Raw genomic sequence first — 13,639 nt, forward strand, 5'->3', positions numbered from 1 at the left:
ATAAATTCACCAATTGCCCATTACTCCAACGGGCTTGAGATAGCTGTATTATAGTCAATCTCCTTGTTAGGAATCACCCATGTCCAACCATTGCTGTCCTGAGGATTGATGGTAACAGCAAACTGTTTATGGAAGCTACCACCATGAGACGCATCGTGGCGCACGATAGGCAATCCCCAACGCTTGTAGTTGAACCAGTCGCGACCCTCGCCGAACATCTCTATACGGTAATAGAGACGTACCTCGTCGAGCAAGTCCTGACCAGTCTTTGTACAAACATAATTTGGATCACGACCCGAATCGTGGTTGAGGTTACACAACAATCCCTGTGCTTCGCTTTCCTTACCAGGCATATGGCAGTAAGCCTCAGCCTCAATAAGATACATTTCGGAAGCGCGGAAAAGAGCAAACTCGCCTACACCAGGCTGTGCCTGTACAAGATGCTTGAACGACATATAGGCAAATACCTTAGTTGTACCATACAACTTGCCTGCAAAATCCTTTCTTGCACGTTTAGCCATAGCTGTACCTGCCAATCCAGTAGCAGGATCGTAGCTTTCACCATCCTTAGGAGCGAGGAACATACCGCGACGAACATCAGTTTCTGGAATCTGATCGTACAATTCCTTGCTGATTGCTACCGGATAGTTACGGCAAATATTGGCACTTGAGTTAGACGACTCAAAAGCAAAGAACTGGTAGAAATAAAGAGTCTCCTCCTCATTGCTATACACATTCCATATCCACTCGTCGTTGTCAGCACTGAATCCGCTTTCAGGATAATCTTTACCAGATAAGAGCGGATGACCCTCGCGCGCCATCTTGGCATACTTGGCTGCAGTAGGCCAATCCTCACGATGGAGGGCTGCATAAGCATACACAGCATAGGCTGCATTAACATCAGGCAGATGCTTCTCGTCCTTACCGCGTTTTATTCCGCATTCGTTGAAGTACTTTATCGCTTCGTCAAGATCCTTATATATCTGCTCATAGCACTGAGCCTGAGTAGATGCAGGCATCTCATCCTTCGACTCGTCAATACGCAATATTACACCACGCGAACTGCCATTGTTGCTGTCCATCCATCGCTTAGAGTACAGCTGCAGCAACTGCGAATAACAATAGGCACGGAAAGTAAGTGCCTGAGCCTTCAAGAATGCTTTCTCTGCGTCAGTGCCAGCAGCATCGTCAGTACGACAGATTACAGAATTGGCATTGCCAATCACCTTGTAATAATAGAACCAAGGATAATAGTCGTACAAAGAAGTTGAACGCTCCAGAAACAGGCTATTGATGATAGACGACCATCCTGTAAGATTGCTCTTCTGGTAGTCGTTGCCAGGATAGTTGCCATACCATGTACGTATTGTACCCTCACCATTACATCCCTGCTGGCCCAGATACTGTTTGGTCATAAGCTTTGACAGACCATTGACAGCCAACTTTACATTGTCGGTAGTTTCGAAGATAGTACCCGTACTGGCTGATGAGTTCGGCTGTAGTTCAAGATAATCGCTACTACATGAAGCTGTGAACATCAATGCACAAGCCGATAATATATATAATGCTTTTTTCATTGTTGCAAGATTTTAATGTCAGTGAAAAAAATTAGAACTTAACATCCAGACCTACTGTGAACACGCGTGGTGTCACAAGATAGTTGTACTGGAAACCGCTGAATCCCTGCTGCGGATTGAGACCTCTACGCTTGGTGCTGGTGAAAGCATTCTCGCAAGCGAAGTTGAAGCGTACCGACTCAAGGGTAAGAGCTTTAACCCATGCCTTTGGCAATGAGTAGCTCATATTGATGTTCTTCAATACAATATAGTTGGCACTGGTAATCCATCTTGAAGATGTTCCGTTGTTGTCAGAGCTTGTAGTACTGTTGACCTGCGGAATGCCACCATACCATATACGGTTGGGCGAATCTTCAGTCATGCCTTCAGGAACACCATTCCAAGAGTTAAGGATATCCTTGTGGTTGTTATAGGCTGAAGTACCTGTAGCCATAAGTCCTGCATATACACCATCATATATCTTGCCACCCAATGAATAAGTGAACATAGCCGACAGGGTAAGGTCGCGGAATCTTACAGACGGTGTGAAACTGCCGTATACCTTAGGAATGGCTGAGCCTTGGAATTCCTTAATGGCATATGTAGTGTTGTTCACATAGTACTTATCGCCGATATGAACGGTCTTCGAGGTGATGTCACTGCCTTTGGGGTTGCCGATTACTGTTCCGTCGGCTGCCTTAACGCAGTAGTCCTCAAGGTTTGCCTTGTACAGAGAGTTACCTGTCATCTGGTCGACACCTACGTATGTGTAAGTAAAGAACTCGTAACGGCTCTTGCCCTCAACAATCTTCTGTGCTCCAGAGATGATACCATCCTTGTTCTGCTCTGGCAACTCTATAATCTTATTCTTGATGAACGAAGCATTGGTTGCGAAGTTAACAGTCCAATCACGACTCTTGTAAATATCTACATCGGTATTGATCTCGATTCCTCGGTTAGAAATCACGCCCAAGTTCTTGGTGATAGTCGATTCTGCCGAACTTGAAGATGTAGCACCTGCTGATAGAGGCAGATATACATCGAAGAGAAGGTCCTTGTTGCGCTTGTCGAAGTATTCAACACTGATGTTCCAACGGTTGAAAAGACGTGCATCAATACCAAAACCAAACGACTGTCCAGTCTCCCACTTAAGTTCGGAATTAGCAAGCTGTGTAAGATAATATGCACCGCTGTTGTGGTTCTGATCGGCTGCATAGAGTGCCAAATAAGAGTAGTAGCCAGCACCTGCGTCATTACCTACCAAACCGTAGTCGGCACGTATCTTCAAGTTGTCGACCCATTCTATTGGCTTCATGAATTCCTCCTTAGAAATAACCCAGTTGGCACCGATACTGCCGAAGTTACCCCAGCGGCTGTCCTTATGGAAGCGTGACGAACCGTCGCGACGGAACGAAGCCTCAAGATTGTACTTCTCCTTATAGTCATAGCGTACACGACCCAGATAGCTCTCTGTGCGATAACGGTCGCTGTAGCCGTCGCCCGATGTCAGGTTGTTGAAATTGCTCAGGTTGTCCTTACCCTCAAATGTCTGATTGGTCTTATAAATATATGTATAGTCATAGAAGTAGCTGTAGTTCTCATGACCGAGCAATACGCTTACGTTGTGGTCGCCAAACTTGTGGTTCCAGTTGAGCTGCTGCTGGAAAGTCCAGTTCTTGTAGCGATAAATGCTTCGTGACGAACGACCATTGTTACCCTTACCGTTACCGATAATGGCATTGTCGTATGAGCGATACTCCTGATTGCGCACGTTCACCTCGCCCTTAACAGTAAATGTGAAGTCGTTGAGGAACTTGAAGTCCATGTATGCTGAACTCTGAAGAGTGTTGCGGAATGTACGGCTCTTGTTCAAGAGGTTCTCCCAAATCACATGGCGGTCGGCATACTGGTTACGTGTCTGTATTACAGAGCCGTCCTCAGCTGTGTACTGTCCGGGGTCAAACTGACGGTTGCCCGATGCGTCCAGACGATAAGTACCGTCAGCATTGTGCAAGTGTACAGGATAGATAGGCGAAATATTGCGGCAATACATAAATACGTTGGTGAAAGAATTTGCATCATCACCACTTGTAGAATTTGTCTTCTGGTGGCTACCCGAAATTGTAAAGCCTGTATTGAACCAATTTCTCGGACGGAAATTCAAAGCAGCACGACCTGTAAGACGGTTGAAGTCAGAATTGGTTACATAACCCTTCTCGTCAAGATAGCCTACAGAGAAGTAATAGTCGCTCTTAGAAGAGGCATGGCTTCCACTGAAGCTGTACTCCTGACGATAGCCACTGCGCACAGCCTCGTCATACCAATCAAGATCTTCGGCATAGCCGTCAAGTATGCGTGCATCAGAAACAAGCTTACCATTGGCATCGAACAATTGGTCGTTAGCCTTGTTGTAGATGTTGAGATAAAGTCTTTCCTTGATAAGGTTGTTAGTGGCATAAGCATTAGCTGTAGCCATATCGTCGCCAGCAGTAATACGTGCATTGCGCATATTCAGCCAGTTGGTCTCCATAAATTCGTTGGCATTGAGCAAGTCATACTCCTTGATACCACGTGAGTATGTACCCTGATTAATCTTCAGGTTGAAGCTCATACGGTCGCCCTTACCACGCTTAGAGGTGATAAGAATAACACCGTTAGAAGCACGGTTGCCGTAGAGGGCGCACGAAGCAGCGTCCTTCAACACTGTGATACTCTCAATATCACTTGAGTTAAGGTCGGAAATGTTACCACCGAAAGGTACACCGTCGAGCACATAGAGAGGACTTGAAGAACCGTTGACGGTACCAAATCCACGAATACGGATTGTAGCCTCTGAACCTGGCTGACCGTATGTACTGTTAATCTGCACACCCGAAGTAGAACCCTCAAGAGCAGAAGTAACGCTCGACACTGGTCGAACCTCAATCTGCTTGCTGTCTACCTGCGAAACGGCACCGGTAAGTGTCGACTTCTTGGCAGCACCATATGCCACCTGCACCAACACTTCATCAAGAGCCTTAGAGTCATTTTCAAGTATTACACGCATGTTCTGGCGAGCCATAACAGTTCTTGACTTCATACCGATGTATGAAATTACAAGTTTTGTACCTGACTTAACATTCTTAAGACTGAACCGACCATACATGTCGGTAACAGCCCCATCATTGGTGCCTTGAACTTTAACAGACGCACCTACGACAGGAGTCTCGTCTTCAATTGAAAGTACTGTACCCGTAATAACGGATTGAGCCATCGCTTTACCCCCCCCAAACAATAAGCTGGCGAAGCAAAGAATTAAAAATGCTAATCTTTTTTCCATAAGCTCTCTCTCTATAAATTAGTATTAATAATGAGGATTCAGTTAGTATATGTAAGTATTTAGGATTGATTTACAAATATTTCGATTTTATTTCGCAAATATAGTGATAATGTAAATACGAAACAAGCAAATGTTTAACAAAATGCAAAAAATACGTATTTTGTATAAATACACCTTACAAATCGAACAATAAGAATATCAATAATTAAAGTTTTATGAAGAAATCATAACACAATGCAACAATAACACCTATTTTTCCACACATAAGCAAACCTAATTTAAAGAAATATTTTAACAAATGATGTTTACTAATATCGTTCGAACAGTTTCGGTTTGTTAAATACTAAGTAAGTGAGCCGAGATGAGCTGATTTCCAATAAAACACCCTTGAAAATCAGACATTTACAAAGTCCTGCAAAAAAAGGAGTCCTTTTGCATTGCAAATGTAGCCCTTTTGCCTCCCAAAAGGACTCCTTTGGCCTCCTAAAAGGACCCCTTTTGAAGTGCAAAAGGACTCCTTTTTTTGAGATATGAATTTTGACTTCCTTCCATATATATAAAGATAACTGAACTATTACTTATCCCATTCCCTCAGTCTCTCCCCACCTCTCAATTATCACGCTGCTAACATTTAACCCTTAACATTACTAAAAATTGCCCCGTAATACCTATGATTTGGATTTTTTTCCCTAATTTTGCACATTTGAAAGATTATGCCTATGTAGCACAGCCGTTTATCGTGCGCCTGTCAGGGCATGGCTTTAGCATATAGAATAAGGTAATCAACGAAAAATCTATAATAATACAAATAATAGATATGAAAAAGAAAATCCAGTTCAGTCTCGTCTATCGAGATATGTGGCAGTCTTCTGGCAAGTTCCAGCCACGCAAAGACCAGTTGGAGCGCATCGCTCCCGTTATCATCGAGATGGGTTGCTTCGCCCGTGTTGAAACCAACGGCGGTGCCTTTGAGCAGGTAAACCTTCTCGCCGGCGAGAATCCTAACGATGCTGTGCGCGCCTTCTGCAAGCCCTTCAACGAGGCAGGCATCAAGACCCACATGCTCGACCGTGGTCTCAACGCTTTGCGTATGTATCCTGTGCCCGACGACGTTCGCGCCCTTATGTATAAGGTTAAGGCAAAGCAGGGTACCAACATCACACGTATCTTCGACGGACTGAACGACGTTCGCAATATCATCCCCAGCATCAAGTGGGCTAAGGAAGGTGGCATGACACCGCAGTGTGCGCTGTGTATCACAAACTCTCCGGTTCACACTTTGGAGTATTACATGAACATAGCCGATCAGGTTATCGCTGCCGGTGCAGAGGAAATCTGCTTGAAGGATATGGCTGGTATCGGCCAGCCCGCATTCCTCGGCAAGCTGACCAAGATGATAAAGGACAAGTATCCCGAAATCATCATACAGTATCACGGCCACTCAGGTCCGGGTCTGTCAATGGCTTCAATCCTTGAGGTATGCAACAACGGTGCCGACATCATCGATACTGCCATCGAGCCGTTGTCATGGGGTAAGGTTCATCCGGACGTAATCTCTGTAATAAGCATGTTGAAGAACGAAGGCTTCGAGGTTCCCGAAATCAATATGTCGGCATATATGAAGGCCCGTGCACTCACCCAGGAGTTCATCGACGACTGGTTGGGCTACTTCATCAACCCCGGCAACAAGATTATGTCGTCGCTTCTGCTCGGTTGCGGACTCCCTGGCGGTATGATGGGATCGATGATGGCCGACCTCGGCGGCATGCGCACCACTATCAACAACGTACGCAAGAAGAAGGGCGAGGACGAACTCTCCATGGACGACCTGCTCATCAAGCTCTTCGACGAGGTGGAGTATGTATGGCCGCGCGTAGGCTATCCTCCACTGGTGACACCATTCTCGCAGTATGTCAAGAACATTGCGCTGATGAACCTTCTCACTATCGAGCAGGGCAAGGGCCGCTTCGTGATGATGGACGAGTCGATGTGGGGTATGATTCTCGGCAAGTCGGGCAAGATTCCTGGCACTATCGATCCTGAACTCGTTGAGCTTGCAAAGAAGCAGGGCCGCGAATTCACCGATGTTGACGCCCACACACTCCTCACCGACGCCCTCGACGACTTCCGCAAGGAAATGGACGAGAACGGATGGGAGTATGGTCAGGACGACGAGGAGCTGTTCGAGCTTGCAATGCACCCCGAACAGTATCGCAACTTCAAGAGCGGACAGGCCAAGAAGAACTTCCTTGCCGACCTGCAGAAGCTCAAGGATGCCAAGCTCGGTGCCAACCTCTCACCCGAACAGCTTAGCGCCTACAAGCACGCCAAGGCCGATGCCATCGTTGCTCCGGTCAAGGGCGACATCTACTGGGAATTCTCCGGCGAAGGCGAGTGCGCTCCTACAGTCGAGCCTTTCATCGGTAAGGAATACAATGAGGGCGACGTACTCTGCTACATCCAGGCTCCTTGGGGCGAATTCGTTGAGGTTCCGGCAGCCTTGGGCGGCAAGATCGTAGAGATAAACGCCAAGCGTGGCTCTAAGGTTTCGAAGGGCGACGTCATCGCTTACATCGAGCGCGAGCACGAGTAAAATCGTAATATGTACCAACAGATTATTGACAAATACTATGGAGGATGCGGTGCGCTGCGCCACATCCTCCTTACTCATAGCCAGTCTGTAGCGCAACGTGCGCTACGGATAGCTGCTATGCACCCCGAACTAAACATCGACACCGACTTTGTTCGCAACGCAGCCATGTTGCACGACATAGGAATAGTACGTGTCGACGCACCCGGTATCGAGTGCCATGGCACCGAACCGTATATACGACACGGCGTGTGCGGAGCCGAAATGCTGCGCGCCGAAGGTCTGCCAGAAAGCTATGCACGTGTGTGCGAGAGACACACCGGAGCCGGACTGACGCTCAATGACATCGTGTCGCAAAACCTCCCTCTGCCACATCACGACCTCCAGCCAGAGACTATCGAGGAGAAACTCATCTGCTATGCCGACAAGTTCTTCTCGAAGACACATCTCGACCGCGAGAAAACCATAGAGCAGGCAGAGAAAAGTCTAAGCAAATTCGGAGGCGAAACTCTCGCCCGCTTCCGCGATATGAAACGTTTGTTTGAGCCGAATTTGTAATCATACATAATAATAAACAGCAAAATTGAGAACCAAGACCGTCATAGCCCTTCTTTTGTGTGCCGTCATTTTCGTGATGGCAGCAGCCGATATGCCCTACTCGCAACGCAAGAAAGTGCGCAAGACTGCACCTGCCGACACCACTGCCGTGGCTGCCGACTCCATTAAGGACAGCATTGCCACCATACTGCGCGACTCGCTGGGACGCGAGATTGTGGACACAACAAAGATGGACTCACTGCAACTTGCAATATATCACCACAACCGCGCTATCGACGACTCCATTCGTCTCGACTCAATCAACCGACAACGAGCCAATGGCATCAACTCGCCCGTAAACTATTCGGCTTCCGACTCGCTCGTGTACGACGCCAAGACAAAGACGGCGAAACTCTACGGACAGTCGACTGTGAAATACGAGAACATGGATCTCGCTGCCGAGAAGATATACATGAGCATCGACTCGTCGCTCGTACACGCCACCGGAACACGCGACACTACCGACTCAACGGGACAGACGCTTATGGGCACGCCTGTGTTCAGCATGGGTCAGGACAAGTATGAGAGCGACACTATGGCGTTCAACTTCAAGACCAAGAAGGGCCTTATCTCAAAAGTATACACCCAGCAGGAAGACGGTTTCCTGCAAAGCGAAATATCCAAGCGCAACGACAACGGCGACATCTATCTGCAACACGGACGCTACACCACGTGCGACAAGAAACATCCCGACTTCTACATAGCGCTGTCGCGAGGCAAGGTGCGCCCGGGCAAGGACGTAACCTTCGGTCCGGCTTATCTCGTTGTGGCTGATGTGCCATTGCCACTGGCTATTCCTTACGGCTTCTTCCCGTTCACCAAGAGCTATTCGTCGGGATTCATCATGCCTACATACGGCGACGAGAACGACCGCGGATTCTATCTGCGCGACGGCGGATACTACTTTGCCATCAACGACAAGTGGGACCTCAAGCTCCTCGGCGAGATATACACCAAAGGCTCATGGGGACTGTCGGCAGCCAGCAACTACAACAAGCGCTACCGCTATTCGGGCAGCTTCTTCCTGAGTTATCAGAATACCAAGACCGGCGACAAGAACATGCCCGACTATTCGGAGCAGAAATCGTTCAAAGTGCAGTGGAGTCATCGCCAGGATTCAAAAGCAAATCCATACAGTTCGCTCTCGGCGAGCGTCAATTTCGCTACATCGAGCTACGAACGCAACAACCTCAACTCGCTGTACAATCCTCAGACGCTGTCGCAGTCGACACGTACATCGTCTGTGTCGTGGAGCACTACGTTCTCAAGCATAGGTCTGTCGCTCAGCTCTACAGCCAACCTCTCGCAGAACATGCGCGACTCTTCAATGTCGGTGACGCTGCCCGACCTCAACATCTCGCTCTCGCGCTTCTATCCGTTCAAGCGCAAGCACGTCGTGGGCAACGAACGCTGGTATGAGAAGATTTCAATGTCGTACACCGGACAGATTTCGAACAGCATCAACACCAAGGAGGAGCGATTCCTCAAGTCGAACCTCATAAAGGACTGGCGCAACGGTTGGAACCACTCTATTCCTATTAGCGGCAACTTCACACTGTTCAACTATATCAACATCTCGCCCTCGTTCAACTTCCAGGACCGCATGTACACGCACAAGATTATGCGCTCGTGGGACGAGACCGCACAAAAAGAGGCGTGCGACACGATATACGGATTCAACAACGTGTACAACTATAACATGTCTATCAGTGCGTCGACCAAGCTCTACGGATTCTTCACTCCGAACCGCAAGATATTCGGCGACAAGATACAGGCCATTCGTCACGTCATCACTCCAAGCGTAAGCTTCAGCTATGCGCCCGACTTCGGACAGGGAAGGTACGGCTATTACAAGACCTATCAGAAGACCAATGCCGACGGTTCGGTTGAACTCGTAGAGTATTCGCCCTATCAGGGTCAGCTGTACGGAGTGCCGGGCAAGGGCAAGACGGGCAATATATCGTTCGACCTATCGAACAATGTCGAGATGAAAATCAAGAGCGACAAGGACAGCACGGGCATCAAGAAACTCTCAATCATCGACGAACTCGGTTTGGCCATGAGCTATAATCTTGCCACCGACTATCATCCGCTGTCGGACTTGACAATGCGCGTGCGACTGAAATGGTGGAAGAACTACACGTTCAATATGACTGCAGTATTCGCTTCGTATGCCTATGAGCTGGACAATAACGGCAGACCATACGTAGGCAACCGAACATTGTGGGGAATGGGCAAGTTCGGACGATTCCAGGGTACATCGCAGAACTTCTCATTCACGCTTACACCAGAGAAGATAAAGAAATGGTTTGGTGGTGGCGACGATACCGAGGACAAGAAAAAAAGCAATAAGGACGACGAGGACGGCATCGATACCGACATAGAATCGAATGTGGACGACACTATGATTGAAGGCCAGCGCGGTGCAAAGAAGAGTGGCGTAGGCAAGGCGGAGACTGATGCCGATGGATATATGCGCTTCAATATGCCGTGGTCGCTGACGTTCGGCTATGGTATCACAATGCGAGAGAACACCGGTGGCAAATTCAATACCAAGACAATGCGCTATCCATACAAGTTCTCGCAAAACCTTAACGTGAGCGGCAACGTACGATTGAGTGACGGATGGAACATCTCGTTCTCGTCTGGCTACGACTTCGACCAGCACAAGATGTCAATGACTACAGCGTCGCTGCAACGCGACCTGCACTGCTTCAACATGTCGTGCTCGGTGGTGCTCGCTCCGTACACAAGCTACAACTTCTCGTTCAGATGCAACGCTGCTACTCTGACCGACGCTCTCAAATATGACAAACGCTCGGGATACAGCAACGCTGTGCAGTGGTATTAAAGCAGAATGATACCCTTCAAGGTATGAATACATATCATTAAAAAAGTGGACTGGCAACAGATTGCCGGTCCACTTTTTTTAATATAAATATACTTGGACAAGTATCATTAATATACTTGGACAAGTATCATTAATATACTTAGGCATGTATTATTAATATACTTGGGCGTTTATTATTAATATACTTGGATTTCGAACATCACTGACTCCATGTCTGAGCAGTTAGTATTTGCATCGCTGCTTGCTCAGGTCATGGCGAGGACGCCATAGCCTCCTACAGTTAACCCTTATTAAACCCAAAAGGAGAGCTATCAAGTGACTCTCCTTAATATTATGTGATCCCGTTGGGATTCAAACCCAAGACCTTCAGAACTTTTTCTCAACCAGGTCTTTCTGCTCTTTATAAGCAAAAAGGTGCAGCTCTTTAAAAGCCACACCTTAATATGTGATCCCGTTGGGATTCAAACCCAAGACCTTCAGAACTTTTTCTCAACCAGATCTTGCTGCTCATTAAACACAAAAGGAGAGCCAACAAGTGACTCTCCTTAATATTATGTGATCCCGTTGGGATTCAAACCCAAGACCTTCAGAACCGGAATCTGACGCTCTATTCAGCTAAGCTACGGGACCTTTGCACATGCTTACTCGTGAGTAAGCGAATGCAAAGGTACAAAATTAGTTTCAAATCAACGACCAACCTACTATTTTTTATTTTGTAGAGTTCTTATTCATTAAGCGTTGTTCATGTTGACCGCGCATAAGGCGTTGTCCGTTCTTGCCCTTACGCTGAGCGAATCGCTTCATCATGTTCTTCTCGATTTCGTATACACGCTGAATCTGCTTCTGCGTCATAAACTTCGAGTATTCCTTATAATACTTCTGTCGGATGTCGAGAATCTTCTCGCTCATTTCGAAGCGCTTCTTGATATTCTGCCCAATTTGCTCCTCATTGTTATTGCCATTGCGACCATTGTTATTGCCATTGCGACAAGAACGCGGACCAAGAGCCCAAATCTCCTTCTGGCATTGTGTATAGGTGTTAATGAACTTGGCTGTAGTCTCGTCATCAAGAGCAAGGTTATTGGCAATATACTTAGCCTGCTTTTCTGAGAGTTGCTCGCGTGTGAGGCGCTGCTTATTGTTGGGAGCCTGAGCGAAAGAATTGACGGTGAACATCGTCATTGCGATGACCAGCATCATTACGTTGAAAATCTTTTTCATAATCAGTGTTTTTTAGTTTATGTTATATATATATTTGCCTTAATTGTTGATGAACACATCATCCTGATACACATCCACGATATAAGCCTGGTCGCACTCGGATAGTTGTGCGAAGGCTTGCTCTACATCCTGAATATCGCTTGAAGCCGTTGGCGTATTGGGAGCTAAGAAATGTATGTTGATGACAAACATTGCTACAACAGCAGCTGCTGCAGACAACGATACAGGCCAAAGCCACTTGCGGACAGTACGTCGATTCGTCTTAATCTTCGTATTCTTCTGTGGCATATCCTGTACGGCATCAAGGATGTTGCTCTGCATCTTGGCGAAGAAATCGTCGGGAGTAGAGTATGGCATGCGTTTGCCCACTTGATTGAAATCGAAATTCTTGTCCATATCCTTAATCATTTGAGTTCATATACTTTATAATTTTATCTTTAGCAATATGATAGCTTGCCTTGATGCTTGTAGCAGTAGAGTCGGCTATCTTGGCTATCTCGTCAAAACCGAGTTCGTCATAGTAGCGTAGGTTGAAAGCCAGCTGCTGCTTGGGTGGAAGTGTTAGAATCGCCTTTTGCAACTTCACCGCAAGCTTGTCGGCATAGTCAACATAATTATCAGAAGCTATAATGTCAACACCTGTCGTAACCGAGTCGAGCGAAATTGTCTCCTGACGACGCTTACCGATGAGTCGCAACGCTTCGTTGGTAGCAATGCGGTATAGCCAAGTGCGCAATGAGCTGTCGCCACGAAACTGTTCGAGCGACAGGAACATCCTTACAAACGTCTCTTGTGTGGCATCCTGGGCATCATCGTGCGACACCACAAGTCGGCGGATGTGCCAGTAGAGAGGCTCCTGATACTTGCTCAGCAGCATCCTGATGCCTGTCTCCCGGCTTGCGTTCAGTGTTTTTATTATATCATTGTCGTTTATCGTCATAGCCTCAACTTCTATCTGTTACATCTATTTGACCTCGATAATGATGAAAAGTAAAAATGAGGGTGTGAAATTCTTTGTCCAAATATTTGACGGCCGTGTCTAATGTCAATATCAAATGATGTTGGGACTCAATCTTGGATATGATTATGATAATGTTGCGATAGTTTCGATTTCACAACTGAATTTCCGCAACGGAATCCTCGTAGCAGGCATCGTGACGATGATTATCGCCCTCTTCGGATTGGTGGGCTATACGAGTGATGAGGTGTTGTTCTTGTTGGTTTTTATCATCGAAAAAGTGTATTCTCCTTCAGAAATCCGCAAAATGTCTGGTGTAATCTAACAAGATAAATGTATCGTTAAGGAATGAAGATGTGGGAGGCTATTTCGGCTCACCCGATAAGGCTCTCGTCGGCATAAGCCAATAAGTTCTTTGGCAAATGTATATATACAAAAAATGAGGGGCTTAATTAAAAGCTCCTCATCTAATCAGCGGTGCGTACGAGACTCGAACTCGTGACCCCATGCGTGACAGGCATGTATTCTAACCAACTGAACTAACGCA

At 46.9% G+C, this 13,639-nt stretch carries 9 protein-coding genes and 2 tRNA genes; 4 read left to right on the forward strand and 7 right to left on the reverse strand.

Annotated features, from left to right (window positions below; translation table 11 throughout):
* Window positions 1-20 precede the first annotated feature (20 nt).
* Both I6E49_RS04560 and I6E49_RS04565 read right to left on the reverse strand, forming a co-directional pair.
* Window positions 21-1,577, reverse strand: coding sequence for a RagB/SusD family nutrient uptake outer membrane protein (locus I6E49_RS04560; RefSeq protein ID WP_235400672.1), 1,557 nt, complete (start codon window positions 1,575-1,577; stop codon window positions 21-23).
* 31 nt (window positions 1,578-1,608) lie between these two features.
* Window positions 1,609-4,809, reverse strand: coding sequence for a SusC/RagA family TonB-linked outer membrane protein (locus I6E49_RS04565; RefSeq protein WP_302216425.1), 3,201 nt, complete (start codon window positions 4,807-4,809; stop codon window positions 1,609-1,611).
* Window positions 4,810-5,692: 883 nt separating this feature from the next.
* Between I6E49_RS04565 and I6E49_RS04570 the strand changes: the two genes are divergently transcribed.
* The 3 genes from I6E49_RS04570 to I6E49_RS04580 all read left to right on the forward strand — a co-directional run bounded on the left by I6E49_RS04570 (window position 5,693) and on the right by I6E49_RS04580 (window position 10,913).
* Window positions 5,693-7,468, forward strand: a complete 1,776-nt coding sequence (locus I6E49_RS04570) for a biotin/lipoyl-binding protein (RefSeq protein ID WP_235400670.1) — start codon at window positions 5,693-5,695, stop codon at window positions 7,466-7,468.
* 9 nt (window positions 7,469-7,477) lie between these two features.
* Window positions 7,478-8,023: an HDIG domain-containing metalloprotein gene (locus tag I6E49_RS04575; RefSeq protein ID WP_235400669.1), complete on the forward strand. Its 546-nt coding sequence runs from the start codon at window positions 7,478-7,480 to the stop codon at window positions 8,021-8,023.
* Between the two features lie 76 nt (window positions 8,024-8,099).
* On the forward strand, window positions 8,100-10,913 hold the full coding sequence (locus tag I6E49_RS04580) for a putative LPS assembly protein LptD (protein ID WP_235400700.1): 2,814 nt from the start codon (window positions 8,100-8,102) through the stop codon (window positions 10,911-10,913).
* 556 nt (window positions 10,914-11,469) lie between these two features.
* Here the strand turns inward: I6E49_RS04580 and I6E49_RS04585 are convergent.
* From I6E49_RS04585 to I6E49_RS04600, 4 genes are all read right to left on the reverse strand, one after another.
* Window positions 11,470-11,543: transfer RNA gene (locus tag I6E49_RS04585), tRNA-Arg, on the reverse strand.
* 78 nt (window positions 11,544-11,621) lie between these two features.
* Window positions 11,622-12,134 carry a hypothetical protein gene (locus I6E49_RS04590; RefSeq protein ID WP_235400667.1) on the reverse strand — a complete coding sequence of 171 codons (513 nt, stop codon included), beginning with the start codon at window positions 12,132-12,134 and terminating at the stop codon, window positions 11,622-11,624.
* 39 nt (window positions 12,135-12,173) lie between these two features.
* Entirely contained in the window at window positions 12,174-12,530 is a 357-nt protein-coding gene (locus I6E49_RS04595; RefSeq protein ID WP_235400666.1) for a hypothetical protein, read from the reverse strand.
* Window positions 12,531-12,534: 4 nt separating this feature from the next.
* Complete coding sequence (locus I6E49_RS04600; RefSeq protein ID WP_235400665.1) at window positions 12,535-13,074, reverse strand: RNA polymerase sigma factor; 540 nt, start codon at window positions 13,072-13,074, stop codon at window positions 12,535-12,537.
* Between the two features lie 115 nt (window positions 13,075-13,189).
* Here I6E49_RS04600 and I6E49_RS04605 point away from each other — a divergent pair, with 115 nt between their 5' ends.
* Window positions 13,190-13,417, forward strand: coding sequence for a hypothetical protein (locus I6E49_RS04605; protein ID WP_235400664.1), 228 nt, complete (start codon window positions 13,190-13,192; stop codon window positions 13,415-13,417).
* 150 nt (window positions 13,418-13,567) lie between these two features.
* Here the strand turns inward: I6E49_RS04605 and I6E49_RS04610 are convergent.
* Window positions 13,568-13,639, reverse strand: a tRNA-Asp gene (locus tag I6E49_RS04610).

This window comes from Leyella stercorea (assembly GCF_021531655.1).

Bases quoted from the DNA above. Each gene is read 5' to 3' on its own strand.
- I6E49_RS04560 (WP_235400672.1), bottom strand. From the start codon at position 1,577: ATGAAAAAAGCATTATATATATTATCGGCTTGTGCATTGATGTTCACA.
- I6E49_RS04565 (WP_302216425.1), bottom strand. From the start codon at position 4,809: ATGGCTCAATCCGTTATTACGGGTACAGTACTTTCAATTGAAGACGAG.
- I6E49_RS04570 (WP_235400670.1), top strand. From the start codon at position 5,693: ATGAAAAAGAAAATCCAGTTCAGTCTCGTCTATCGAGATATGTGGCAG.
- I6E49_RS04575 (WP_235400669.1), top strand. From the start codon at position 7,478: ATGTACCAACAGATTATTGACAAATACTATGGAGGATGCGGTGCGCTG.
- I6E49_RS04580 (WP_235400700.1), top strand. From the start codon at position 8,100: ATGGCAGCAGCCGATATGCCCTACTCGCAACGCAAGAAAGTGCGCAAG.
- I6E49_RS04590 (WP_235400667.1), bottom strand. From the start codon at position 12,134: ATGAAAAAGATTTTCAACGTAATGATGCTGGTCATCGCAATGACGATG.
- I6E49_RS04595 (WP_235400666.1), bottom strand. From the start codon at position 12,530: ATGGACAAGAATTTCGATTTCAATCAAGTGGGCAAACGCATGCCATAC.
- I6E49_RS04600 (WP_235400665.1), bottom strand. From the start codon at position 13,074: ATGACGATAAACGACAATGATATAATAAAAACACTGAACGCAAGCCGG.
- I6E49_RS04605 (WP_235400664.1), top strand. From the start codon at position 13,190: ATGATGTTGGGACTCAATCTTGGATATGATTATGATAATGTTGCGATA.